Genomic DNA, 26,328 nt, shown 5'->3' on the forward strand with positions numbered 1-26,328 from the left:
AGTATCACCAGTGGCATTGACCACCGAGCAGAAGAAGCAGATCCTCGGCGAGTACGGCCTCCACGAGACCGACACCGGATCGCCCGAGGCGCAGGTCGCGATGCTCACCAAGCGCATCCAGGACCTGACCGAGCACCTGAAGCAGCACAAGCACGACCACCACTCCCGCCGCGGCCTGCTGCTGCTGGTCGGTCGTCGTCGCCGGCTGCTCAAGTACGTCGAGAAGGTCGACGTCAACCGCTACCGTTCGCTGATCCAGCGTCTGGGTCTGCGTCGATAGGAGCGCGACGAAGCGACGACGCGATCTGCGTTCGCTGATCTTTCCGATAGCCAACGAGGCAATGCTTAGACTGAGCCTCGTTGGCTATCGGTGTTTGGCCGCTGTGCGGTCGGAGACGGGCTACGTGCCCGTCGGACACCGGCAGCGGCACCCGCGGACGGCGACACCGCCCGCGGAACCGTATGCACCGACGGTGTCGGTCTTCGGTAGTGACCTTCCGGACCCGGTCCGGACGGTTTCGATCGACGACCGCCTCCGCACGCTCGGCCCGTGAGACGCGGGTACGGGCGATCGGTGCGCAGCTGCAGCCACGAGGGTTGTGGCGCCCGCGCGGGTACGGCGAAGACGAGAGGGAAGAGAAGAGTAGAGATGACCAGCAATTCCGCAGTCGAGGTCGACGAGGGCGTGTTCGAGTCCGTCGCGGTCCTCGACAACGGGTCCTTCGGCACCCGTCAGATTCGTTTCGAGACCGGCCGCCTCGCCCAGCAGGCCGCCGGCTCCGTCGTCGCGTACCTCGACGACGAGACCATGCTGCTGTCGGCGACGAGCGCCTCCAAGCAGCCCAAGGAGCACTTCGACTTCTTCCCGCTGACGGTGGACGTCGAGGAGCGCATGTACGCCGCGGGACGCATCCCCGGCTCGTTCTTCCGTCGTGAGGGCCGGCCCTCGACCGACGCGATCCTGACCTGCCGTCTCATCGACCGGCCGCTGCGCCCGTCGTTCGTCGACGGCCTGCGCAACGAGATCCAGGTCGTGGTGACGGTGCTCAGCCTGAACCCGAACGACCTGTACGACGTCGTCGCCATCAACGCCGCGTCGGCATCCACGCAGATCGCCGGCCTGCCGTTCTCCGGACCCGTCGGTGGCGTGCGGGTCGCGCTGATCACCTCGGAGGAGAACAAGACCGGCCAGTGGGTCGCGTTCCCCACGGTCGAGCAGCTCGAGAACGCCGTGTTCGACATGGTCGTCGCGGGCCGCATCGTGGGTGGCGGCGACAACCCCGAGACCGCCGACGTCGCGATCATGATGGTCGAGGCCGAGGCCACCGGGAACGTCGTCGAGCTGGTGGCCGGCGGGGCGCAGGCACCGACCGAGACCGTCGTCGCCGAGGGCCTCGAGGCCGCCAAGCCGTTCATCGCGCGGCTGTGCATCGCCCAGCAGCAGCTCGCCGCCGCCGCGGCGAAGCCCACCGGTGACTTCCCGGTGTTCCCGGCCTACGAGGCAGACGTGTACGAGGCCGTCGAGGCCGCCGCGTCGGCCAAGCTGTCCGAGGCGCTGACCATCGCCGGCAAGCAGGAGCGCGACGAGCGGACCGACGAGGTCAAGGTCGAGGTCCTCGAGCAGGTGGCCCCCAACTTCGAGGGCCGCGAGAAGGAGATCGGCGCGGCGTTCCGTTCCCTGACGAAGAAGCTGGTCCGCCAGCGGATCCTGCGGGACCAGTTCCGCATCGACGGCCGCGGTGTCACGGATATCCGTGCCCTGTCCGCCGAGGTCGCGGTGGTGCCGCGCGCGCACGGCTCGGCGCTGTTCGAACGCGGCGAGACCCAGATCATGGGTGTCACCACGCTGGACATGGTGAAGATGGCGCAGCAGATCGACTCGCTCGGTCCCGAGACCAGCAAGCGGTACATGCACCACTACAACTTCCCGCCGTACTCCACCGGTGAGACCGGCCGCGTCGGCTCCCCGAAGCGCCGCGAGATCGGCCACGGCGCCCTCGCCGAGCGGGCCCTGATCCCGGTCCTGCCCAGCCAGGAGGAGTTCCCCTACGCGATCCGTCAGGTCTCCGAGGCGCTCAGCTCGAACGGATCCACCTCGATGGGCTCGGTGTGTGCCTCCACGCTCTCGCTGCTGAACGCCGGCGTGCCCCTCAAGGCGCCCGTCGCCGGTATCGCGATGGGCCTGGTCTCCGACGAGGTCGACGGTGAGACCCGTTACGTCGCACTGACCGACATCCTCGGCGCCGAGGACGCGTTCGGTGACATGGACTTCAAGGTGGCCGGCACGAAGGACTTCGTCACCGCGCTGCAGCTCGACACCAAGCTCGACGGGATCCCGTCCCAGGTGCTCGCCGGCGCGCTGGCGCAGGCTCGCGACGCCCGCGCCACCATCCTCGAGGTGATGGCCGAGGCCATCGAGACCCCGGACGAGATGAGCCCGTTCGCTCCGCGGATCACCACCATCAAGGTCCCGGTGGACAAGATCGGCGAGGTCATCGGCCCCAAGGGCAAGATGATCAACTCGATCACCGAGGAGACCGGCGCGAACATCTCCATCGAGGACGACGGCACGGTGTACGTCGGCGCCGCCGACGGCCCGTCCGCCCAGGCCGCGATCGACAAGATCAACGCCATCGCGAACCCGCAGCTGCCGAAGGTGGGCGAGCGGTTCCTGGGGACCGTGGTCAAGACCACGGCGTTCGGTGCGTTCGTCTCGCTGCTGCCGGGCCGCGACGGCTTGGTGCACATCAGCAAGCTCGGCAACGGCAAGCGCATCGCCAAGGTCGAGGACGTCGTCAACGTCGGCTCGAAGATCCGCGTCGAGATCGCCGACATCGACAACCGGGGCAAGATCAGCCTGGTGCCGGTGCCCGACGAGGACACCGCCGGCGCTTCGGGCGCGACACCCGCGGTTCCGGCCGAGTCCGGCGACACCGCCGAGAGCTGACACTCGGATCCCGGCCGCCCGCGTCTCCGTCTGTCCCTGGGACGGACGGAGACGCGGGCGGTCGCGTGTTCTCCCGCCGGCGCGGCGCCTGCTACGGCCCCTGGGAGGTAGTCGGGGCGCCTGCGCTCGACAGCAGTCCGAGTTCCCGCGCCCGCACCACCGCCTGGCGGCGACTCGTGGCACCGAACTTGCGGTACAGAGACTTCAGATGTGCCTTGACGGTGTTCACTGACACGAAGAGCTCGTCGGCGATCTCGGCATTGCTCATCATGGTGGGCAGGAGCAGAAGGACAGCCCGTTCGCGACTGGTCAACGGCTCGAGCAGTTGCGGGGCCTCGGACCGGCCGGCGGTCCCGCCCATCCTGCCGATCAGCATCGAGACGAACTCGCGGTGGGCGTCGTCGAGGCGGTTGTGTCGTTCCAGCAGTGCTCGGACTCGGCCACCGGCCAGGAGGAACGGCCGCGCGATTCCTTCGGGCGCGGCCACGACGAGGGCATGTGCCAGGGCAATCTCGGCTTCGCCATCCGCATGCAGCCGGTCGTGTGCGAGTGCGGTGAGCAGCCAGGCATCGACGGTCGGCCCGTTGTCGATCGGTTCTCCCCCGAGCAGCGGTGCCACCAGTTGCAGGCATCGGCGCGGTTCGTCGGTCGCCAGGTACGACCGCGCCACGAGGACCACACGGTGCGCGCCGGGGCGCGCGAGATCCGCTCGTCCCTTCTCGGCGGACAGTAGCGCCGCAACCTCGTGGGCCCGTCCTTCGGCAAGCAGGATCTCCGCCTCGACGAGTTCGTACCACTCGGCAAGGAAGCGCGGGATGACCCAGTCGGACATGCGCTGCCGCAATCGCCCCAGGTGCGCCCGTGCCGCCGCCGGGTTGTCCGCCGAGAGCGCGAGCCGTGCCTGTACGAGCCCGAAGCTGGTTTCGATGTAGCGGTCGCGGAACTCGCCCAGGCTCGTGTGCCCCCGCTCGACCGCAACGGAACAGGCCTCGATGTCCGCCTCGAGCAGGCGGATCATGGACTCGGCCAGCAGCGCCGTGGCCGACGGCGGCAGGAAGGTCCATCCCAGCTCGTCGGCGACAGCCAGTCCGAGATCGACCTCTCTGCGTGCCGCCCGCAACCGGCCGGCCATCGCCATGAGCACAGCTGTGTTGCCGTGCAGGTGCAGCGCGAGTACCGGTGTCATCGCCGATCCGGCGGCCAGCGCCGAAGTCGTGGACGCGAGCATCGCCTCGGCGGCATCGAGTTCTCCGGACCACAGCTTGCCCATCGCGAGGACGGTGCCGGCGGCGATTCGGTATACGGGAGAGGCCGGCATGTCCGCCGGCGAGATCCCCTCGAGTTGGCGGATCGCTTCTCGTGCGGCGCTGACCTGCCGCGACGGATCTGCCTTCATCCAGGCGAGCACCGCATCGAGAGTGACCAGGACCGTCCCGGTGAGCCGCGCGTCGGCGGTCGGGAGAGGGTCGAGCAGCTCGCGGGCGCGGGCCATGTGGGTGGCGACGCCGACCGGATCGTACTCCGCATACGCGGCGACCGCGGCGGCCGCCGCCACCTCGGCATGCCCCCCGACCAGCTCGGCGGGTGCGTCCCGCAGCAGTGCCACCAGCGCCGGACGTTCCGGACCCAGGATTTCTGCTCCCGCCGCTCGCAGGACGAACCGGGCAAGTCCGAGCCAGTCCTCGGCGGCGCGCAGGTGGCGGGCCGCCTCGAGGAGTTCGCCGTGGTCCGCGAACCACCGGGCGGCACGCCGGTGCAACACGCGGCGGCGCTCGGGATCCTGGGACTTGAGTCGGTGTCGCAGCAGGTCCCCGAACAGTTGGTGATAGCGGTACCACTCCCGCCGGTGGTTCAACGCGACGACGAACAGGTTGTCCCGTTCGAGCCGAATCAGAAACTGCTGGCCGTCGGTACGCCCCGTCAGGACGTCGGCCAGTTCGGCGGAAATCCGCCCTACGACGCACGTGTCGAGCAGGAACCGGCCCAGTGCCGGATCCTGGTTGGCCAGAACCTCTTCCGCGAAGTAGTCGGCGACCGACCGTTCGTCCCCCGCAAGCGACTCCACGGTGGCCTCCACATCGTTCGAGGTCCGGAGCGACAGGGCCGCGAGCCGCAGGCCGGCCGCCCATCCCTCGGTCTTGGTGAGGAGGGTCTGCATCTGCGCGGGTTCGAGGAGGACATCGTGGTCGGCCAGGAGCTGTTTCGCCTCGGCGGCATCGAACCGCAACGCTTCCGCGCGGATCTCGGTCAGCTGACCGCTCAGGCGGAGTCGTTGCAGGGGCAACGCGGGATCGCTGCGAGTGGCGATCACCAGTCGCACGTTGCCGAGCCCCCTGCGGACGGCTGCCGCGAGCGACTCCACGGCCGGCGTCCCCGCGAGCAGGTGCATGTCGTCCAGCACCAGGACGACGGGATGGGGAAGCCGGCCACACGCATCGGCGAACACGGAGACGAATCGGGGGTCGAAGCTGGGTGGGACCTGCATCGTCGCCAGCAACGACCCGGCGGGGAACCCGCCGACGGCGCGGAGCGAGTCCAGGACCCGGCTCCAGAACTGCGTCGGTTCGGCGTCCTCACGTTCCACCGAGAGCCATGCCACCGGCCCGGGATGTGCCGCTGCCCAGGAGGCCAGCAACAGCGTCTTACCCGACCCGGCCGGTGCCGACACGAGCACGGTGCCGGCGTTCACCCCGTCTTCGAGGATGCGTTCGAGACGCGCGCGCCGCACCACTCGGCCGGGAAGCCGAGGCACGAGGGAACGCACCATCGACAACGCGGGAGCATACTCGTCCTGCGCGCCGGCCGGTGGCCCCGTCATGCGACGAGAGTAGTCCTGTGCGGCGGCCGGTGCCCTCGTCATGGGACGGGTTCGGTGATCCGCGGTGAACGGAGGCGGATCGGAAGTCGGGTCACGTGCCCGGCGAGCCGGTGACGGATCGACCGCGCTCCGGCGCCTGCGACCGTTCCTCCGCGGCGCGGTCGGACCCGGGAACAGTGTCGTTCCCGTAGTCGAACATCGCGGTGATCCGGGTCTTGATCTCTTCGGTCGTCATCGTGGCCGTCGGGGTGAGGCCACCCGCGGTCTGTCGTCTCCTCATGGGGTCCTTCGGGAGTTTCCGGTAGGGATCGTCGAGGGCTGAGGGTCAGGCCCGGATCATCAACGCGGCGGACGCCACGGCCGCGGTCGTTGCCGCCGCAGTGACGACGCCGGCGAGAACGGAGCCGGTGTACGCCCCCACGGGTGCCGCGGCGGCCGCTGCGGCGCCGAGGACGATGGCCGGAATCGGCAGCGACCAGGGCATGTCGTGGCGGGACGCACCGCCCCTGCGTGACGTCGCGTTCTGCGCGCGGGTACGGACGGTGGAGTGAGTGGGTGCGGTCATCGTCGATCCACTTCGTTCGATCGGGACGCGGGTGCGCCTTTCGGCCGCGAGTGAATCCGCGGTCGATTCCGACGGTAGGTCGTACCCCTGTGCGGCGCCTCACCCCTGGAGGGTGAAACCGCAGGCCGAAACCGCAGCCCGAAACCGCAGCCCGAGGGTGAACACCCGGCCTCGAACAGGAGGAGCACCCGCCCCTGCCGCGGCTCCGGGGCGGAACGGACCGTCGGTATTTTCCTCGAATTCACCCCGCGTGCGCGTATCGATGATTCGCTGGATCCGTGACGGCTTCGGTAGGTGTTACAGAGGCGCGGCGGAGCTCGAACCTCGCGCTGGCAACGTGGGTCTCGGCAATCAATTTCTGGGCATGGAACATGATCGGCCCCTTGTCCACGACGTATGCGGGCGACCTCTCGCTCAGCAGTACACAGGCCTCGATCCTCGTCGCGACGCCCATTCTCGTAGGATCCCTGGGGCGCATCGTGGTGGGCTCGCTCACGGATCGTTACGGCGGCCGCGTCATGTTCATCGCGATCTCGCTGGCCTCGATCGTCCCGGTGCTCGCCGTCGGTGTGGCCGGCAGCGTCGGCTCCTACCCTCTGTTGCTCGTCTTCGGCTTCTTCCTCGGTATCGCCGGAACGATCTTCGCAGTGGGTATCCCGTTCGCCAACAACTGGTACGAGGCGTCCAGGCGGGGCTTCGCGACCGGCGTCTTCGGAGCCGGCATGGTGGGGACGGCCCTGTCCGCGTTCTTCACTCCGCGGTTCGCAGAGTGGTTCGGGCTGCTGGTAACCCACGTCATCGTCGCCGCGGCGCTTGCCGTCACGGCAGGGGTGTGCTTCCTCGTGATGCGTGATTCGCCGCAGTTCCGCCCGAACACCGACGCGGTCGTCCCGAAGCTTGCCGCTGCGCTGAAACTCCGCGTGACCTGGGAGATGTCGTTCCTCTACGCGGTCGTCTTCGGTGGCTTCGTGGCCTTCAGCAACTACCTTCCCACCTACATCAAGACGATCTACGGCTTCTCCGCTGTCGACGCCGGCGCGCGGACAGCGGCGTTCGCTCTGGCCGCAGTGCTGGCCCGGCCGATCGGGGGTGCCCTGTCCGACCGCATCGCCCCGAAGTACGTCGTGCTCGTGTCGTTCGCCGGGACGGCAGCGATGGCCGCGATTGCGATCGCCCAGCCGCCCCCGGACGTGTGGTCCGCGGCGACGTTCATCCTGCTCGCGATCTTCCTCGGCATCGGCACCGGTGGCGTCTTCGCGTGGGTGGCGCGTCGCGCACCCGCCACGTCCGTGGGATCGGTCACCGGCCTCGTCGCGGCCGCCGGCGGGCTCGGCGGGTACTTTCCGCCGCTCGTCATGGGCGCCACCTACGACTCCGCCGACAACGACTACACCATCGGTCTGCTGCTGCTCGTGGCGACCGCGCTCGTCGCGCTCGTCTACACCGCGGTGAAGCTGCACGCGCACGAGCCCGTGCAGGCCGACAGCCGCTGACGATTCCGTCCCGAAGGAGTGCATGTGACCATCCACCACACCGGCGGTGCCGCCGAAGAGTTGCTGCGCAGCAGCGGACGTTTCTTCACCTCGGGGGAGATCTCCGCGGACGGTCGTACGATCACCCGCCGCGGCGGCCGCGAAGGTGACGTCTTCTACCGTGACCGCTGGAGTCACGACAAGGTGGTTCGCTCCACCCACGGCGTCAACTGCACCGGGTCGTGCTCGTGGAAGATCTACGTCAAGGACGGGATCATCACCTGGGAGACGCAGGAGACGGACTATCCCACGGTGGGACCGGACCGTCCCGAGTACGAACCCCGCGGCTGCCCGCGCGGGGCGGCGTTCTCGTGGTACACCTACTCGCCGACGCGGGTGCGCTATCCCTACGCCCGCGGCGTGCTCGTCGAGATGTTCCGCGAGGCCAGGGCCCGGCTCGGTGACCCCGTGCTGGCCTGGGCCGACATCCAGAACGACCCGCAGCGACGCCGCCGGTACCAGCGGGCCCGCGGCAAGGGCGGTCTGGTCCGGGTCACGTGGGCCGAGGCCACCGAGATGATCGCCGCCGCGCACGTGCACACCGTCAAGGAGTACGGCCCCGACCGGGTGGCCGGATTCTCGCCCATCCCGGCGATGTCGATGGTGTCGTTCGCGGCCGGTTCCCGGTTCGTCGAGTTGATCGGCGGCGTCATGACCTCCTTCTACGACTGGTACGCCGACCTGCCCGTCGCATCGCCCCAGGTGTTCGGCGACCAGACCGACGTGCCGGAGTCCGGCGACTGGTGGGACGCGGCGTACCTGATGATGTGGGGATCGAACGTCCCCGTCACCCGGACACCGGACGCGCACTGGATGACCGAGGTCCGTTACCGCGGCACCAAGGTCGTCGTCGTCAGCCCCGACTACGCCGACAACACGAAGTTCGCCGACGAGTGGATGCCGTGCGCGGCGGGCACCGACGGGGCGCTGGCCATGGCGATGGGGCACGTCGTGCTCACCGAGTGCTTCGTGCGACGGCGGGTGCCGTTCTTCGTCGACTACGTCCGCCGGTACACCGACCTGCCGTTCCTGGTCCGGCTCGAGGAACGCGACGGCAGGCTGGTGCCCGGCAAGAACCTCACCGCCGCCGACCTCGGCCAGGACGTGGAGAACGCGGCGTTCAAGCCGGTGCTGCTCGACGGTGCCACCGACACGGTCGCGGTGCCGCACGGCTCCCTCGGGTTCCGCTACGGCGACGACGGAGCCGGAAAATGGAACCTGGACCTGGGCGATCTCGTGCCGGCGCTGACCGTCGCGCATCGGGACGACGCCGCGGACGAGACCGCGCTCGTCCATCTGCCCGGTTTCGACACCGTCGACGGCCACGGCGAGACCGTCGAACGCGGCGTCCCCGTGCGGCGGGTGGGCGGACATCTGGTGTGCACGGTGTTCGACCTCATGCTGGCCCAGTACGGCGTCGCGCGTCCGGGACTGCCCGGACACTGGCCCAGCGGGTACGACGACCCGGCCTCGCCGTACACCCCCGCCTGGCAGGAGCCGATCACCGGGGTCTCCGCCGCACAGGCCGTCCGGATCGCGCGCGAGTTCGCCCGCAACGCGGAGGAATCCGGCGGCCGGTCCATGATCATCATGGGTGCCGGCATCTGCCAGTGGTTCCACGGCGACACCACCTACCGGGCAATTCTCGCCTTGCTGATGCTCACCGGTTCCATGGGCCGCAACGGCGGCGGCTGGGCACACTACGTGGGTCAGGAGAAGTGCCGTCCGGTCACCGGGTGGGCCGCGATGGCCATGGGAACGGACTGGTCCCGCCCGCCTCGGCAGATGGCGGGAACCTCCTACTGGTACGTCCACACGGACCAGTGGCGCTACGACGGGTACCGCGCCGACGCGCTCGCGAGCCCGCTCGGGCGGGGCCGGTTCCGCGACAAGCACACGATGGACGTGATGGTCTCCGCCGTCGCGATGGGGTGGACTCCGTTCTACCCGCAGTTCGATCGCAACACGCACGACCTCGCCGACGAGGCGCGAGCAGCAGGCGAGGACATCCCCGCGTACGTCGCCCGGAAACTCGCGAGCGGCGAGGTGAAGCTGTCGGTCACCGACCCGGACAACCCGCGCAACTGGCCGCGGGTGCTGAACGTGTGGCGGTCCAACCTGCTCGGCTCGTCCAGCAAGGGCAACGAGTACTTCCTGCGGCACCTGCTCGGGACCGACGCCAACATCCAGGGCGCCCCCACCGGCCCGGACCAGCGTCCACACGACGTCGAAGGTCCGGACGAGGTGCCCGAAGGCAAACTCGACCTGCTGATGTCGATCGACTTCCGGATGACGTCGACCACCCTGTTCTCCGACGTGGTGCTGCCCGCCGCGACATGGTACGAGAAGGGCGACCTGTCGAGCACCGACATGCATCCCTATATCCACGCGTTCAGTCCCGCGATCGACCCGCCGTGGGAGACCCGTTCCGACTACGAGGCATTCGGCGCCGTCGCGAAGGTGTTCAGCGCGCTGGCGTCGAAGCACCTCGGCACCCGCACCGACATCGTGCTCGGCACTCTGCAGCACGACACCCCGGGGGCGATGGCGTATCCGTCGGGCACGGAGAACAACTGGCGCGTGACCGGGGAGGTGCCGGTCCCGGGCAGGACCATGGGCCCGCTCGCGGTCGTCGAACGGGACTACGGGGCGATCGCCGACAAGTGGTCGACCCTCGGGCCGCTCGTCGACACCCTCGGCCTGACCACCAAGGGCGTCACGACGCACCCGGTGCAGGAGGTCGCGGAACTCGCCGAGAAGTTCGGCGTGATGAATTCCGGTGCGGGCGAGGGCCGCCCGGCGGTCACCAGCGCCGAACGCATGGCCGACGTCATCCTCGCGCTGTCGGGCACCTCGAACGGACGGCTCGCGGTCGAGGGCTTCCGCGAACTCGAGAAGCGTACCGGCCGCCGGCTCGTGCACCTCGCCGAGGGCAGTGAGGAACGCCGTATCACCTACGCCGACACCCAGTCCCGCCCGGTCCCCGTGATCACCAGCCCGGAATGGTCCGGCAGCGAGACCGGTGGGCGCCGCTACGCCCCGTTCACGGTGAACATCGAGGAACTCAAACCGTTCCACACGCTCACCGGCCGCATGCACTTCTACGTCGATCACGACTGGATCGAGGAACTCGGCGAACAACTCCCCACCTACCGCCCGCCGCTGGACATGTCGCGCCTGTTCGGTGAACCGGCCGTCGGCAGCGGCAGCGGCAGTGAACCGGCCGTCGGCAGCGGCGACGGCGTCGGACTGACCGTGCGGTACCTGACCCCGCACTCGAAGTGGTCGATCCACTCCGAGTACCAGGACAACCTGTTCATGCTCTCGCTCTCGCGCGGCGGACCGACCATGTGGATGAGTCCGGCGGACGCGGCGAAGATCTCGGTGCGGGACAACGACTGGGTCGAGGCCGTCAACCGCAACGGCGTCGTGGTGTGCCGCGCGATCGTCTCGCACCGCATGCCCGAGGGTGTCGTGTACGTCTACCACGTGCAGGAGCGCACCATCGATGTGCCGCTCACCGAGACCACCGGTACCCGCGGCGGCATCCACAACTCGCTCACGAAGATCCTGATCAAACCCACCCACATGGCGGGTGGCTACGCGCAGACCGCCTTCGCGTTCAACTACCTCGGGCCCACCGGAAATCAACGCGACGAGGTGACGGTCGTACGCCGCCGGTCGCAGGAGGTCAGGTACTGATGTCGATGCCCACGACCACGACCAGCGAAGCGAGGCCGGCATGAAGGTGATGGCCCAGATGGCGATGGTGATGAACCTCGACAAGTGCATCGGCTGCCATACCTGCTCGGTCACCTGTAAGCAGGCCTGGACCAACCGATCCGGCACCGAGTACGTGTGGTTCAACAACGTCGAGACCCGCCCCGGCCAGGGATACCCGCGCACCTACGAGGACCAGGAACGCTGGCGGGGCGGATGGATCCGCGACCGCAACGGGCGGCTGCGGCTGCGGGACGGCGGCCGGTGGAACAAGCTCTTCCGGATCTTCTCGAATCCGAAGATGCCGGCGATCGACGACTACTACGAGCCGTGGACCTACGACTACGAGAACCTCACCACCGCGCCGCTCGGCGACCAGATCCCGGTGGCGCCGCCGCGAAGTCTGATCAGCGGCAAGCCGATGAAGGTCGAATGGTCGGCGAACTGGGACGACGACCTCGGCGGCTCCCCGGAGATCGTGCCCGACGATCCGGTCCTGAAGAAGGTCGGCGAGCAGGTCCGGCTCGAACTCGAGCAGACCTTCATGTTCTATCTGCCTCGCATCTGCGAGCACTGCCTGAACCCGTCGTGCGTCTCGTCGTGCCCGTCGGGAGCGATGTACAAGCGCGTCGAGGACGGCATCGTTCTCGTCGACCAGGACCGCTGTCGCGGCTGGCGGATGTGCGTGTCCGGATGTCCGTACAAGAAGGTGTATTTCAACCACAAGACCGGCAAGGCCGAGAAGTGCACGTTCTGCTATCCGCGCGTGGAGGTGGGCCTGCCGACCGTGTGCTCCGAGACCTGCGTGGGCCGGCTGCGCTACATCGGCCTCGTGCTCTACGACGCCGACCGGGTGCTCGAGGCCGCGTCCGTCGAGGACGAGAAGGACCTCTACGACGCACTGCGACAGGTGCTGCTCGACCCTGCAGACCCGGAGGTGATCGCCGGCGCCCGCGCCGAGGGCATCTCCGACGAATGGATCGAGGCCGCCCAGCGGTCACCCGTGTACGCGTTGATCAACACGTACCGGGTCGCGTTGCCCCTGCACCCGGAGTACCGCACGATGCCGATGGTCTGGTACGTGCCGCCGCTGTCCCCGGTGGTCGACGCGGTCTCGCGCGACGGTCACGACGGCGAGGACATGGGCAATCTGTTCGGTGCCCTCGAATCGCTGCGCATCCCGATCGAGTATCTGGCGGGACTGTTCACCGCGGGCGACACCGATGCCGTCGAAGCAGTGCTGCACCGGCTCGCCGCGATGCGGTCGTACATGCGGGACATCAACCTGGGCCGGGACACGCGACCGGAGATCCCCGACGCCGTCGGCATGACCGAGGAGCAGATGTACGAGATGTACCGCCTGCTCGCCCTGGCCAAGTACGACGAGCGGTACGTGATCCCGACCGCCTACGCCGCCGAGGGGCACCGGCTCGAGGAATCCGCCACCGACTGCGCCCTGTCGTACGACGGCGGCCCGGGCATGTACGACTCCGGGCCGTTCGGCGAGGCCAGCGGAGGCCCGGTCCCGGTCGCGGTGGAGACCTTCCACGCGCTCCGGCAGCGACAGACCTCCGAGGGAATGGCGGCGAACGCGTCGAATCCCTCCCGCGTGAACCTGCTCAACTGGGACGGTAAGGGCGTGCCCCAGGGGTTGTTCCCGGCCGGGCATCGTGTCGACGACCGGGGGAGTGGGCAATGAGGGCGCGGATACGCCGGGGGCGCGACACCGCGTCGCGGCAACTGCAGCACCGGCTGATCCGGCAGGCGGCTTCGCTGCTGCTGGCATACCCCGACGACGGGCTGCGGTCGCGCCTCGCGACGGTCGACGGTCTTCTCGGGCACATCACCGGGGCACCGGCGCAGCTGTTGAGCCGGACTCTCGCCGCCCTGCGCGACGCCGATCCGTTTGCTGCGCAGGCCGACTACGTCGACACCTTCGACATGCGCCGGCGGTCGACGATGTATCTCACGTACTGGACCGGCGGTGACACCCGCAACCGCGGCACGGCAATCCACGCGTTCGCGCAGGCCTACCGGGAGGCCGGCGTCGAGCCACCGACCGGCGAGGCGCCCGATCATCTGCCGGTGGTGCTCGAATTCGCCGCGACCGTCGACCCGGATGCGGGGGAGCGACTGCTCGCCGCGCACCGGGTCCCGATCGACGTGCTCCGCATCGCACTCGAGGAACGCAATTCCTGCTATGCGGCGACGATCGGGGCGGTGTGTGCGACGTTGCCTCCGGTCGGCGATCAGGAAGTGCACCGCGCCCGGCACCTCGCCGAGGCCGGTCCACCCGCCGAGGCGATCGGTCTCGAACCGTTCACCCTCACGGTCCCGCCGCGCCGGACCGCACCCGCCGCGGCGCAGACCCGAGTCGAAGGAGCCGGCTGACCATGTCCGCAGGGGAGATCTTCTGGGATGTCGCGCCGTACGTCACGATCGCCGTGGTCGTCGTAGGTACGTGGTGGCGCTACCGTTACGACAAGTTCGGCTGGACCACGCGTTCGTCTCAGCTCTACGAGAGCCGGCTGCTGCGCATCGCCAGCCCGATGTTCCACTTCGGGATCCTCGTGGTGATCGTGGGCCACGTGATCGGTCTGCTCATTCCCCAGTCCTGGACCGAGGCGGTCGGCCTGAGCCAGCACGCGTATCACGTGCAGGCGGTGACGCTGGGCACCATCGCCGGGATCGCCACCCTCGTCGGGATCCTGTTGCTGATCTACCGTCGCCGCACCCGTGGTCCGGTGTTCATGGCGACGACGGCCAACGACAAGCTCATGTACGTCGTCCTCGTCGCCGCGATCGTCGCGGGACTCGCCACGACTCTGATGGGCTCGGGTGTCGTGGGGGAGGAGCACAACTATCGCGAGACCGTCTCGCCGTGGTTCCGATCCATCTGGATCCTGCAGCCGCGCGGCGATCTGATGGTGCAGGCACCCCTGTCGTTCCAGCTGCACGCGCTGATCGCCTTGACCCTGTTCGCGCTGTGGCCGTTCACCCGCCTGGTGCACGCCTTCAGCGCGCCCGTCGGATACCTGTTCCGGCCGTATGTGGTCTACCGGAGCCGGGACGTCGCCGCGAAGGGACAGCTCGTCGGGTCGCAGCCTCGCCGCCGCGGGTGGTGACCGGATCGGGTGCACGGCGCCGCGTGTAGTGTGAGTCGTTCAGTCCAGCACACCCACTCGCCTGTAGGACCGTCGAACATCTTCATGGCTGCCACCCGCCGCTCCGCCGCCCCGTCCGTCGCCGCATCCACCTCGGCGCCCACCGAACCCGACGCCGGGGTTCGGCGCACCCTCCTGCCCGGGGGGCTCCGCGTCGTCACCGAGCACGTGCCCGGCGTGCGGTCGGCCGCCGTCGGTGTCTGGGTGGGCGTCGGCTCCCGCGACGAGCAGCCCTCCGTCGCCGGTGCCGCCCACTTCCTCGAGCACCTGCTGTTCAAGGCCACCCCCACCCGGACGGCGCTCGACATCGCCGAACTCGTCGACGGAGTCGGCGGTGAACTCAACGCGTTCACCGCGAAGGAGCACACCTGCTTCTACGCCCACGTGCTCGACGACGACCTGTCCCTGGCCGTCGACCTCGTCGCCGACGTCGTGCTGCGCGGCCGATGCCGCAGCGCCGACGTCGACCTGGAACGACAGGTCGTCCTCGAGGAGATCGCGATGCGCGACGACGATCCGGAGGATCTGCTCGGGGACGCCTTCCTCACCGCGCTGTACGGCGACCACCCGATCGGCCGGCCCATCATCGGCTCGGTCGAGTCGATCGAGGCGATGACCCGCACCCAGTTGCACTCGTTCCACGTGCGGCGGTACACGCCGGACCGCATGGTCGTCGCCGTCGCCGGCAACGTCGACCACGACCACACCGTGGAACTGGTCCGTCGTGCCTTCGCCGGGCACCTCGACCCCGCCGCGACCGCCGCCCCCCGGCGGGAGGGCAGTCTCCGCCTGCGTACGGCGCCGACGCTGAGCATCACCGACCGCGACGGCGAGCAGGCCCACCTGGCGGTCGGTGTGCGGTCCTTCGGCCGCCACGACTCCCGGCGCTGGGCGCTGTCGGTGCTCAACGCCGCGGTCGGTGGCGGCTTGAGCTCACGGTTGTTCCAGGAGATCCGGGAGCAGCGCGGGCTCGCCTACTCGGTGTACTCGGGCGTGGACACCTTCGCCGACACCGGGGCGTTCTCCGTCTACGCCGGGTGCCAGCCCGAGAACCTCGGCGAGGTGGCCGCCCTCGTCCGCGAGGTGCTCACCGACGTCGCCGACAACGGCGTCACCGAGGCGGAGTGCGCCCGTGCCAAGGGCTCGCTGCGCGGCGCCCTGGTGCTCGGCCTCGAGGACACCGGGGCCCGGATGAATCGGATCGGCCGCAGCGAACTGAGCTACGGCACCCACTGGAGCGTCACCGAGACACTCGAGCGGATCTCGTCGGTGAGCGCGGCGGAGGTCCGAGAGGTCGCCGCCGAACTGCTGCACCGGCCGTTCGCTGCGGCCGTCGCCGGGCCGTACCGGCGGCCCCGGGACCTGCCCGCGTCGGTGCGCGCCCTCGTCGCGTGACCGCGGCCTGACCACGGACAGGGACGTCCGGTTGCGTAGGCTGCTGCGGGACGGAGATCGGACGAGGAAGCGTGGAGAGTCAAGTGAACGCAGCAGCAATCCGGGTGGGTGTGCTCGGCGCCAAGGGCAAGGTCGGACAGGCGATCTGCGCGGCCGTCGAGGCGGCCACCGACCTCGAGCTCGTCGCCGCGGTCGACCGGGACGACAGCCTCGAGGACTTCGTCACCTCCCGGGCGCAGGTGGTGGTGGACTTCACCCATCCCGACGTGGTGATGGGCAATCTGCAGTTCCTCGTCGAGCACGGCATCCACGCGGTCGTCGGCACCACCGGATTCGACGAGGCACGGCTCGACCGGGTCCGCGCCTGGCTGGCCGCGAAACCTGAGGTCGGCGTCCTGATCGCGCCGAACTTCGCGATCGGTGCCGTGCTGTCGATGCGCTTCGCGCAGGCCGCAGCTCGGTTCTTCGACTCCGTCGAGGTCATCGAGTTGCACCACCCCAACAAGGCGGACGCGCCCTCGGGCACGGCGTACCGCACCGCGGCGCTCATCGCCGAAGCCCGCGCCGCGGCCGGCGTGGGCCGCAGCCCGGACGCCACGACCACCGAACTCGACGGTGCCCGCGGCGCCGACGTGGCGGGGGTGCGGGTGCACTCCGTGCGTCTGGCCGGTCTCGTCGCCCACCAGGAGGTCCTGCTCGGCACCCAGGGCGAGACCCTGACCATCCGCCACGACTCGATCGACCGCTCCTCCTTCGCACCCGGCGTGCTGCTCGGCGTACGCGAGATCGGCGGCCGGCCCGGCCTCACCGTCGGCATCGACCCGCTCCTCGACCTGTGAGACGCGACCTGGTCAAGGTCCTGGCGCCGATCGTCTTCATCGTTCTCGCGCTGGGGTTCTACTTCGTGCTCCTCGGCGGGCGTGGGCTCGAACTGGTGCGCTCGGGCGAGGCTGCGGCCGTCGGCCTCGGTATCGGCGTGCTGCTGCTGCCGTTGGTGGGTGTGTGGATCGTCTACGCCACCCTGCGGGCCGGTCTCCAGCACCAGCACCTGGCCCGGCGGATCCACGACGAGGGCCTCGAACTCGACGTGAGCGATCTGCCACGCCGGCCCTCGGGACGGGTCGACCGCGACGCCGCCGACGCCCTGTTCGAGCAGGTCAAGGAGGAGTGGGAGGCCGACCCGGACAACTGGCGCCACTCGTACCGGCTGGCCCGCGCCTACGACTACGCCGGTGACCGCGGCCGGGCCCGGGAGACCATGCGCCGGGCGGTCGCCCTCGAGAAGCTCGAACGCACACAGTCCCCCGACTGATCCCGCGCCGAGCGAATGTATCGGTCCTCTCCTCGGCAGTCGCGGGCGGTACATGCGCTCGATCCACGTCGGCGGCACCCGCACCCGGCCCGGCGCGGGTGGCGGGTGCCGTTGCGGGGCACGGACACCGCGCGGCCGGCGACGTACCCTGCAGGGTGTGACCGAGGCTCCTGCCGACGGCGAGCGCACGCTGCTCGTCGTCCACCACACCCCGTCCCCGTCGACCCGCGAGTTGCTCGAGGCGGTGCTCGCCGGGGCGCACGACCCCGACATCGCCGGGGTGCGGGTGCGGACGGTGCCCGCGCTCGGTGCGACGGTGCCGGATGTGCTCGCCGCCGACGGCTACGTGTTCGGCACCACCGCGAACTTCGGGTACATGTCGGGGGCCCTGAAGCACTTCTTCGACACCGTCTACTACCCGTGCCTCGACGCGGTCGCAGGGCGGCCGTACGGGCTGTGGGTGCACGGCAACAACGACACCGCGGGCGCCGTTGCCTCCGTGCGGAAACTCGTCACGGGCCTCGCCCTGGCGCAGGTCACGCAGGACCTCGAGATCACCGGTCCGATCGACGCGAAGGTCCGGGAGCGCTGCTACGAGCTCGGGGCGACCGTCGCGGTGTCCGTGTCACCGGAGGTCTGACCGCGCGGACACCGCGCGGCGCGTCAGAGCAGCTTCTCGACGAACTTCGTCAGACCCTTCTCGGCGGTCTCCATCGCCATCCTCTGCGCCTTCTTCACCATGAAGCCGGGCAGCGGGATCTTCGGGTCGATCGTGAGGGTGAAGTCCACCCGGGTGCCGCTCTCGGTGGCGGTGAGGGTGTAGGTGCCGTCCTGCTGATGCTGCTGGTGGCTCTCGATCAGGGTCCAGGACATCGACTCGTCGCCGTTCCAGAAGTAGTCCACCACCTGTTCGTCGTGAATTCCGATGATGGACACGGTCATCCGGACGCGGTGGGGGCGGCCGTCCGGGTGGGTGGTCTCGACGACGACGGTCTTGTGCGGACCGGACCACTCCGGCAGTCGATCGACCGCGGCGATGCCCGCCATCACGCGACTCGGGTCGGCCTTGATCTCGAAACTGCTGGAACTGCTGACGGCCATGCGCTCACTTCCTCGGCTTTCGGGTGACGTGCGTCGGCAATGTACCGCACCGCCTCCCGCTCAACCGTCCTCGCGCTCGGAGGTTTCGGACGGACCCGCTCCGGTTTCGTCGGCGGGGCGCCTCGTGGCGCGCTCGTCGGCGCGGCGCTGGTATCGCATCTGTTCGCGCAGCGCCCCCTGGACGGCCTGCGACACCCACGAGTTCAGCGACACGCCGTTCTGGGCCGCCGCCTCCTCGGCGCGGGCCTTGATCTGCTCGACCAGGCGCAGGGTCACCCGGCTGATGTCTCCGGTGACGTCCTCGAAAGTCTGGGCAGGGCTGGGGGTTTCGGCGGACATCTCCGACCGCACCTCGAGTACGGCGTCGTCGCCGTCCAGACGTACGGTGACCACCCGGTCGCCGAGTTCGCCCGAGATCTCCGCCGCCATGTCCGACAGTGCCTGCAGCACGGCCAGGCGGGCGGGCGCAGCGACCGCTGCGGCGAGGGCCGCCGCGGTCCGGCGGGTCTGTTCGTCGCCGAGTTCCGCGGCGGCGACGAGGGAATCGGTGATCGCATCCAGATACGGATCGAGGCGCATGACGCCATCATGACGTCATATGTGATGTCAGTCAAGGCGTCGGAATGCAGCCCGCGGTCGGGTGCCGCCCCGCGCGGCGCTACGGTCGACTGGATCGACAACCTGGAGGAGAACCGATGGCGCCCGAGCCAGTCACGCTCAAGGTCAGGCTGGTGGCCAAGACCGAGTTCGTCCCGCCCGCCGACGTGCCCTGGGAGACCGACGCCGACGGCGGAGAGGCACTCGCCGAGTTCGCAGGCCGGGCGTGCTACCAGAGCTGGTCCAAGCCGAACCCCCGCACGGCCACCAATGCCGGATACCTGCGCCACCTGCTCACGGTCGGGCACCTGTCCGTGCTCGAGCACGGTTCGGTGAGCTTCTACATCACCGGCATCTCCCGGTCCTGCACCCACGAACTCATCCGGCACCGCCACTTCTCCTACTCGCAGCTGTCCCAGCGGTTCGTCCGCGGCAGCGACGCTCCGGTCGTGGTCCCGCCGGCCGTGGCCGGGGACCCGCGACTCGAGGACCTGTTCCTCGCCGCCACCGAGTCCAGCCGGGCCGCGTACATCGAACTGCTCGACGCGCTCGACGAGAAGCTGTCCCATCTGCCCGAGGGGCCGATCCGTGCGAAGCAGGCCCGCGAGGCCGCGCGATCGGTACTGCCCAACGCCACCGAGACCCGCGTCGTCGTCACCGGCAACTATCGATCCTGGCGGCACTTCGTGGCGATGCGTGCGACCGAGCACGCCGACGTCGAGATCCGCCGCCTCGCCGTCGAGTGCCTGCGCCAGCTGCAGGACGCCGCGCCGAACATCTTCGGCGACTTCACTATCACCCGTCTGCCCGACGGTTCCGAGGTTGCCGCCGGTGCCTTCGCGACCGAGACCTGACCGGCAGGTGTGTGTGGAAGAGCCCGGGTCACGCGGTAGCCTTCTGACCATGACCAACGGTGATTCCGCTTCTGCTGTCGAGCTTCCGTTCGGCACCATCGCCACAGCGATGGTGACCCCGTTCACCGCCGACGGCAAGCTCGACGTGGACGCGGGTGTGCGTCTTGCCGCCTATCTGGTCGACGGCGGCTGCGATGCGCTGGTCCTCGCGGGTACCACCGGTGAATCGCCGACCACCACCGAGAACGAGAAGCTCGAGCTGATGCGCGCCGTGCTCGCCGCGGTGGGGGACCGCGCGAAGATCATCGCCGGCGCCGGCAGCAACGACACCGCCCACAGCGTCGAACTGGCCCGCGACGCCGCGCGAGCCGGCGCCCACGGACTGCTCGTCGTCACCCCCTACTATTCCCGGCCGCCGCAGGCCGGGCTCTACGCCCACTTCACGGCCGTCGCGAACGCCACCGACCTGCCCGTCATGCTCTACGACATACCGCCGCGCTCGGTCGTGCCGATCGAAACGGAGACGCTGCGCCGGCTCGCCGAGCACCCCCGCATCGTGGCGGTCAAGGACGCCAAGGGCGACCTCAACGCCGGCGCCGAGCTCATCGGCACCACCGACCTGAAGTTCTACTCCGGAGACGACCCGCTCAACCTCCCGTGGCTGTCGGTCGGTGCCGTCGGATTCGTCAGTGTCATCGGTCATCTCGTGCCCGGCCGCCTGCGGGAGCTGTACGACGCCTTCCAGGCCGGTGATCTCGTCCGCGCTCGCGCGATCAACCTGAGCCTCATGCCGATCCTGCGTGCCGTCTCCCGCCTCGGTGGGGTGAGCGCGTCGAAGGCGGGGCTGCGGTTGATGGGCCTCGACGTCGGCGAGCCCCGCCTGCCGCAGGTGGCGCCGACCTCCCTGCAGATCGACGCACTGGCCGCCGACCTGCACGCCGCAGGGGTGCTCGCATGAGCCGCCCGTCGCGCGGCCGGGGCCGCGCCACCCGCAACGCCGGACCGCCCAGCACCCGGCCCGTCCGCCGGACCGTGCAGAATTCGGCCGACACCCAGCGGCCCGACCCGCGCAAGGTCGCGGACATGTCGGTGCGTCTGGGCACCCCGCCGAAGGCACCGCGCAAGGGTCTGCGCGTCGTCGCGCTCGGCGGCATCGGCGAGATCGGCCGCAACATGACGGTCTTCGAGCACCAGGGCAAGCTCCTCGTCATCGACTGCGGCGTGCTCTTCCCCGAGGATCAGCAGCCCGGCGTCGACCTCATCCTGCCGGACTTCCGGCACATCGAGGACCGCATGGACGACGTCGAAGCCGTCGTCCTCACCCACGGGCACGAGGACCACATCGGGGCGGTGCCGTTCCTGCTGCGGCTGCGTCCCGACATCCCGGTCGTGGGTTCGAAGTTCACCCTCGCACTCGTCGCCGCGAAATGCCGCGAGCACCGGCTGCGTCCCAACCTCGTCGAGGTCGTCGAGGGGGACAGGACCACGCACGGGCCGTTCGAGTGCGAGTACTTCGCCGTCAACCACTCGATCCCGGACGCGCTCGCCGTCGCCGTCCGTACCGAGGCCGGCCTCGTGCTGCACACCGGCGACATCAAACTCGACCAGTTGCCGCTCGACGGCCGCCTCACCGACCTCGCCGGCTTCTCCCGGCTCGGTGACGAGGGCGTCGACCTGTTCCTCGTCGACTCCACCAATGCCGAGGTTCCCGGCTTCGTGATGCCGGAACGCGAAATCGGCGGCGTGCTGGACAATGTCATCGGCAAGGCCACCCAGCGCGTGATCGTCGCGTCCTTCGCCAGCCACGTGCATCGCATCCAGCAGGTCGTCGACGTCGCCGAGCGGTACAACCGCCGCATCGCCTTCGTCGGGCGGTCGATGGTGCGCAACATGCAGATCGCGCAGGACCTCGGTTACCTGCGGGTGCCGGACGGGCTCGTCGTCGATCTCGACACCGCGGCGACGTTGCCCGACAACCGGCTCGTGCTGATCTCCACCGGCTCCCAGGGGGAACCGCTGTCCGCGCTCTCCCGGATGGCGCGGGGCGAACACCGGCAGATCAACATCCGGGCCGACGACCTCGTCGTCCTGGCGTCCTCGCTGATCCCGGGCAACGAGAACTCGGTGTTCGCGGTCGTCAACGGCCTCGCCAAGCGTGGCGCCACCGTCGTCACCCAGCAGAACGCGAAGGTGCACGTCTCCGGCCACGCCTCCGCGGGCGAACTGCTGTACCTGTACAACGCGGTGCGCCCGACGAACGCGATGCCGGTGCACGGTGAATGGCGGCACCTGCGGGCCAACGCGGCGCTCGCCGAGGCGACCGGGGTTCCGCGGGAGCGGATCGTGCTGGCGGAGGACGGCGTGGTCGTCGACCTCGTCGACGGGCTCGCGGAGATCGTCGGGCAGGTACCCGTCGGCCACGTCTACGTCGACGGCCTGTCGGTCGGCGACGTCGGCGAATCCACCCTGTCGGACCGGCTGATCCTCGGCGAGGGCGGCTTCATCTCCATCTCCGTCGCCGTCGACGAGAACGGCCGCGCCGTGAGCACGCCGGGGGTGTCCGGCCGCGGGTTCTCCGACGACCCGGGGGCACTGTCCGAGGCCGCGCAGCTCGTGGACAAGGTCCTCAACGAACTCGCTGCCGAGGGCATCGACGACGCCCACCGCATCGCCCAGGCGATCCGCCGCGTCGTCGGGCGCTGGGTGTCCGACACCTACCGTCGCCGGCCGATGATCGTGCCGACGGTGATCACCGTTCCGGGTCCGGCGTAGCGGCACTCCACGGCGCGGACGGTCCGGCGGCAGCGGTGGTCCGACGCTACAGTGGGCCGTGTGAGCCTCGCCCGTGACGAACGACACGCACTCGTCCGCACCATGACGCAGACCGGTCCCGACGCCCCCACCCTGTGCGGGGACTGGACCACCCGGGACCTGGCCGCCCATCTCGTGGTCCGCGAACGCCGGATCGACACGATGCCGGGCATCGTCCTGCCTCCGCTGGCCGGGCACACCGAGCGGGTGCGCGCCGGGGCGGCGGACCGACCGTGGGAGCAGTTGCTCGCCGACATCGAGTCCGGCCCGCCGGTCTGGTCGCCGTTGTACCTCGTCGACGGGATCGCCAATGCCGCGGAGATGTTCGTCCACCACGAGGACGTGCGCCGCGCCGCGCCCGGGTGGCAGCCGCGACCGCTCGACGCACCGACCCAGGACCGCCTGTGGCAGATGGCCCGGCAGATCGGCCGGCGCGGTTACCGCGGCACCGACGTCACCGTGGTGTTCGAGCGCCCCGACGGCACCCGCGCGACGGTCCGTCGGCGCGGTCCGCGCACCGTGATCCTGCGCGGCGAACCGTCCGAGTTGTTGCTGCACGCCTTCGGCCGTGACGAGGTGCGCGTCGAGACCACCGGGCCGGCCGCCGACGTCGCGGAGGTTGCCGCGTCCGGTCGCGGCATCTGATCCGCCCGTGTGACCACCGCGCGCGGCTGATGCCGGTGTTGCGGATGGTTCGGTTGTGGACATTGCGACTAACCTGACGGGTATGGCAGGAAAGTCGGGTGCCCGCGGATCGTCGTCGACGACCTCACGGTCGAGGTCGGGGGCGCGCGGCTCGTCCGGGGCCTCGGGCGCGTCGCGGGCGAAGGGCAGCACCCGCAAGCCCGCCACGACGACCCGCCGGCAACCCGCCGCACGACGCCCGGCTCGCAGCACCGCCGGCCCCCGGCGCAAGGCGCCCTCTCGTTCGTCACGGCCGGGCGTCCTGCAGACGCTCGGCCGCGGGATCGGCACCGGCTGGACGATGATCGCCCGCGGGGTGGGTGCCACCACCCGCACGGTGGGCAGGGTGACGGAGGTCGAGCACGGCCACCGCCGCGACGGCATCGCCCTCGGGCTCATCGCCGCGAGCGTCGTCGTCGCCGGCAGCGTCTGGTTCGCCGTCGGCGGCCCGCTCGGCGGCTGGATCGAGGCCGCGGTCCGCGCGCTCGTCGGCGGCGCCAGCGCCGTGCTGCCGCTGACCGGTCTCGTGATCGCGGTCGTCCTCATGCGCACCGAGCCGCGGCCGGAGATCCGGCCCCGGCTCGTCCTGGGGTCGATACTCGTCGCCCTCCCCGCGCTCGGCCTGTGGCACATCGCCTCGGGCATGCCCACCGACGGCGCGGGCCGGGCAGGGGGCGCCGGCTTCCTCGGATATCTGGTGGGCGGGCCCCTCACCGACGGTCTGACGGTGTGGTTGTCGGTGCCGTTGCTGCTGATGGCAGCCGGGTTCGGGATCCTGCTGCTCACCGGCACGACGATCCGGGAACTGCCCGGGATGTTCCGCGAGTACTTCGGCCTGCACTATCGGGCCGACGACGAGTACGGCGCGTACGACCCGGACCACGCCGACGACTACGACCCGGAGCACGACCCGACTCTGTTCGACGCCGACGGCTACCTGGTCGAGCGGCGTACCCGGGGCCGGCGGCGTACCCCCGTCGAGAACTACCCGACGGACGAATTCGACGGCGACGCCCGCACCGAGGTGCTGCCGGTGTGGGATCCGGAGCCGGCGCCCGCCGCGCCTCCGGCGCCGGAACCCGCACCGGAACCGGCACCCGAGCCGCCGCGCGCCCGCGCCCGGTCCAAGAAGGCTCCCGCGCCGGTCCCGCCGGTCGAGGAACCCTCCGACGACGGCAAGCTCGAGCCGCTCGTTCCCGACCGGGTGGTGGAGGGCGACTACGCTCTGCCGTCGCTCGGGCTGCTGCTCGAGGGCGATCCGCCCAAGAAGCACAGTTCGGCGAACGACCAGATGATCGAGGCCATCACCGAGGTGCTCGAACAGTTCAAGATCGACGCCGCGGTCACGGGCTTCACCCGCGGCCCGACGGTCACACGGTACGAGGTGGAACTCGGACCCGGCGTGAAGGTCGAGAAGATCACCGCGCTCGCCCGCAACATCGCCTACGCCGTGGCCACCGACAACGTGCGCCTGCTCGCGCCGATCCCCGGCAAGTCCGCGGTCGGCATCGAGGTCCCGAACTCGGACCGCGAACTGGTGCGTCTGGCCGACGTGCTCGCCGCTCCGTCGACACGCAAGGATCACCATCCGCTGGTGATCGGGCTCGGCAAGGACATCGAGGGCGACTTCGTCTGCGCGAACCTGGCCAAGATGCCGCATCTGCTCGTCGCCGGCTCCACCGGCTCCGGCAAGTCCAGTTTCGTCAACTCGATGCTCGTGTCGCTGCTCGTGCGGGCCACCCCGGACGAGGTCCGGATGATCCTCATCGACCCGAAAATGGTCGAGCTCACGCCGTACGAGGGCATCCCGCACCTGATCACGCCCATCATCACCCAGCCGAAGAAGGCAGCCGCCGCTCTCGCGTGGCTGGTGGAGGAGATGGAGCAGCGCTACCAGGACATGCAGGCCAACCGGGTCCGGCACATCGACGACTTCAATACCAAGGTCCGGTCCGGCGAGATCACCGCGCCGCTCGGCAGCGAGCGGGTCTACCGGCCGTACCCCTACATCCTCGCGATCGTCGACGAACTCGCCGACCTGATGATGACGGCCCCCCGTGACGTCGAGGACGCCATCGTGCGGATCACGCAGAAGGCCCGGGCCGCCGGCATCCATCTGGTGCTCGCCACCCAGCGGCCCTCCGTCGACGTGGTGACCGGTCTGATCAAGACGAACGTGCCGTCGCGACTCGCGTTCGCCACCTCGTCGCTGACGGACTCCCGAGTCATCCTCGACCAGCCCGGTGCCGAGAAGCTCATCGGCATGGGTGACGGCCTGTTCCTGCCGATGGGTGCCGGCAAGCCGATCCGAATGCAGGGCGCGTTCATCACCGACGAGGAGATCGCGGCCGTCGTCGACTTCGCCAAGAACCAGAAGGAACCGGAGTACACCGAGGGTGTCACCACCGCGAAGCCCGGCGAGAAGAAGGATGTCGACCCCGACATCGGTGACGATCTCGACGTGTTCCTGCAGGCGGTCGAGCTGGTGGTGTCGAGTCAGTTCGGGTCGACGTCGATGCTGCAGCGCAAGCTGCGGGTCGGGTTCGCGAAGGCGGGGCGCCTGATGGATCTGATGGAGACCCGCGGGGTCGTCGGTCCCAGCGAAGGCTCCAAGGCGCGGGAGGTCCTGGTCAAGCCGGACGAACTCGACGGCCTGCTGCTCTCCATCCGGGGCGGCGGGGACGCGGACGCGCCGGCACCGGCGGAGTAGGGGCGGCACGGATCGATGCCGCTTCCCGCATGTGGTTGAATGGACGAAGTGGAGGGGAGTATCCCCTAACTCGCGGCAGTTCCGTCAACACGTGCGACACCGATGTCGTCCCGGGGCT

General features: G+C 69.7%; 21 protein-coding genes. 16 read left to right on the forward strand and 5 right to left on the reverse strand.

Annotated features, from left to right (window positions below):
- The first annotated feature begins 10 nt into the window (after positions 1-10).
- Positions 11-280, forward strand: coding sequence for a 30S ribosomal protein S15 (rpsO, locus tag F1734_RS12160; RefSeq protein ID WP_003935677.1), 270 nt, complete (start codon positions 11-13; stop codon positions 278-280).
- Positions 281-649: 369 nt separating this feature from the next.
- Positions 650-2,947, forward strand: coding sequence for a polyribonucleotide nucleotidyltransferase (locus tag F1734_RS12165; RefSeq protein WP_203011731.1), 2,298 nt, complete (start codon positions 650-652; stop codon positions 2,945-2,947).
- A 91-nt stretch (positions 2,948-3,038) separates the two neighbouring features.
- Here the strand turns inward: F1734_RS12165 and F1734_RS12170 are convergent, their stop codons facing one another.
- The 3 genes from F1734_RS12170 to F1734_RS12180 form a co-directional block, all read right to left on the reverse strand.
- The gene (locus tag F1734_RS12170) at positions 3,039-5,765 is read right to left on the reverse strand and encodes a winged helix-turn-helix domain-containing protein (protein WP_203011732.1); all 2,727 of its coding nucleotides are present in this window, start codon (positions 5,763-5,765) and stop codon (positions 3,039-3,041) included.
- Between the two features lie 91 nt (positions 5,766-5,856).
- Positions 5,857-6,045 carry a hypothetical protein gene (locus F1734_RS12175; protein ID WP_124258794.1) on the reverse strand — a complete coding sequence of 63 codons (189 nt, stop codon included), beginning with the start codon at positions 6,043-6,045 and terminating at the stop codon, positions 5,857-5,859.
- Between the two features lie 45 nt (positions 6,046-6,090).
- Entirely contained in the window at positions 6,091-6,330 is a 240-nt protein-coding gene (locus tag F1734_RS12180; RefSeq protein WP_010592689.1) for a hypothetical protein, read from the reverse strand.
- 278 nt (positions 6,331-6,608) lie between these two features.
- Here F1734_RS12180 and F1734_RS12185 point away from each other — a divergent pair, with 278 nt between their 5' ends.
- The 9 genes from F1734_RS12185 (at position 6,609) to F1734_RS12225 (ending at position 18,093) form a co-directional block, all read left to right on the forward strand.
- On the forward strand, positions 6,609-7,823 hold the full coding sequence (locus tag F1734_RS12185) for a nitrate/nitrite transporter (protein WP_072786443.1): 1,215 nt from the start codon (positions 6,609-6,611) through the stop codon (positions 7,821-7,823).
- 24 nt (positions 7,824-7,847) lie between these two features.
- Entirely contained in the window at positions 7,848-11,564 is a 3,717-nt protein-coding gene (locus tag F1734_RS12190) for a nitrate reductase subunit alpha (RefSeq protein WP_203011733.1), read from the forward strand.
- 40 nt (positions 11,565-11,604) lie between these two features.
- A complete protein-coding gene (gene narH, locus F1734_RS12195) occupies positions 11,605-13,281 on the forward strand; it encodes a nitrate reductase subunit beta (RefSeq protein ID WP_010592686.1) in 1,677 nt (558 codons plus the stop codon).
- On the forward strand, positions 13,278-13,973 hold the full coding sequence (gene narJ, locus F1734_RS12200) for a nitrate reductase molybdenum cofactor assembly chaperone (protein ID WP_010592685.1): 696 nt from the start codon (positions 13,278-13,280) through the stop codon (positions 13,971-13,973). The genes narH and narJ overlap by 4 nt, the downstream gene beginning before the upstream one ends.
- 2 nt (positions 13,974-13,975) lie before the next feature.
- Positions 13,976-14,707, forward strand: coding sequence for a respiratory nitrate reductase subunit gamma (gene narI / locus F1734_RS12205; RefSeq protein WP_203011734.1), 732 nt, complete (start codon positions 13,976-13,978; stop codon positions 14,705-14,707).
- A gap of 84 nt (positions 14,708-14,791) precedes the next feature.
- Entirely contained in the window at positions 14,792-16,141 is a 1,350-nt protein-coding gene (locus tag F1734_RS12210) for a M16 family metallopeptidase (RefSeq protein WP_010592683.1), read from the forward strand.
- Between the two features lie 83 nt (positions 16,142-16,224).
- Complete coding sequence (gene dapB, locus F1734_RS12215; RefSeq protein ID WP_010592682.1) at positions 16,225-16,980, forward strand: 4-hydroxy-tetrahydrodipicolinate reductase; 756 nt, start codon at positions 16,225-16,227, stop codon at positions 16,978-16,980.
- Positions 16,977-17,453 carry a hypothetical protein gene (locus tag F1734_RS12220; protein ID WP_010592681.1) on the forward strand — a complete coding sequence of 159 codons (477 nt, stop codon included), beginning with the start codon at positions 16,977-16,979 and terminating at the stop codon, positions 17,451-17,453. The genes dapB and F1734_RS12220 overlap by 4 nt, the downstream gene beginning before the upstream one ends.
- A 157-nt stretch (positions 17,454-17,610) precedes the next feature.
- Entirely contained in the window at positions 17,611-18,093 is a 483-nt protein-coding gene (locus F1734_RS12225; protein WP_010592680.1) for a flavodoxin family protein, read from the forward strand.
- Between the two features lie 23 nt (positions 18,094-18,116).
- Here the strand turns inward: F1734_RS12225 and F1734_RS12230 are convergent, their stop codons facing one another.
- Positions 18,117-18,554, reverse strand: a complete 438-nt coding sequence (locus F1734_RS12230) for an SRPBCC family protein (RefSeq protein ID WP_010592679.1) — start codon at positions 18,552-18,554, stop codon at positions 18,117-18,119.
- Positions 18,555-18,614: 60 nt separating this feature from the next.
- Positions 18,615-19,133, reverse strand: coding sequence for a toxin-antitoxin system HicB family antitoxin (locus F1734_RS12235; protein ID WP_010592678.1), 519 nt, complete (start codon positions 19,131-19,133; stop codon positions 18,615-18,617).
- Positions 19,134-19,249: 116 nt separating this feature from the next.
- Between F1734_RS12235 and thyX the strand changes: the two genes are divergently transcribed.
- The 5 genes from thyX (at position 19,250) to F1734_RS12260 (ending at position 26,210) form a co-directional block, all read left to right on the forward strand.
- Complete coding sequence (gene thyX / locus F1734_RS12240; RefSeq protein WP_010592677.1) at positions 19,250-20,005, forward strand: FAD-dependent thymidylate synthase; 756 nt, start codon at positions 19,250-19,252, stop codon at positions 20,003-20,005.
- A gap of 49 nt (positions 20,006-20,054) precedes the next feature.
- The gene (gene dapA / locus F1734_RS12245; protein ID WP_010592676.1) at positions 20,055-20,963 is read left to right on the forward strand and encodes a 4-hydroxy-tetrahydrodipicolinate synthase; all 909 of its coding nucleotides are present in this window, start codon (positions 20,055-20,057) and stop codon (positions 20,961-20,963) included.
- Positions 20,960-22,777: a ribonuclease J gene (locus F1734_RS12250; RefSeq protein WP_017680686.1), complete on the forward strand. Its 1,818-nt coding sequence runs from the start codon at positions 20,960-20,962 to the stop codon at positions 22,775-22,777. Before dapA ends, F1734_RS12250 begins: the two co-directional genes overlap by 4 nt.
- A gap of 60 nt (positions 22,778-22,837) precedes the next feature.
- Positions 22,838-23,461, forward strand: coding sequence for a TIGR03085 family metal-binding protein (locus tag F1734_RS12255; RefSeq protein WP_026137743.1), 624 nt, complete (start codon positions 22,838-22,840; stop codon positions 23,459-23,461).
- A gap of 82 nt (positions 23,462-23,543) precedes the next feature.
- Positions 23,544-26,210, forward strand: a complete 2,667-nt coding sequence (locus F1734_RS12260) for an FtsK/SpoIIIE family DNA translocase (RefSeq protein WP_192811058.1) — start codon at positions 23,544-23,546, stop codon at positions 26,208-26,210.
- Positions 26,211-26,328: the final 118 nt, after the last annotated feature.

This window comes from Rhodococcus ruber (assembly GCF_016804345.1).
Lineage (GTDB): Bacteria > Actinomycetota > Actinomycetes > Mycobacteriales > Mycobacteriaceae > Rhodococcus > Rhodococcus ruber.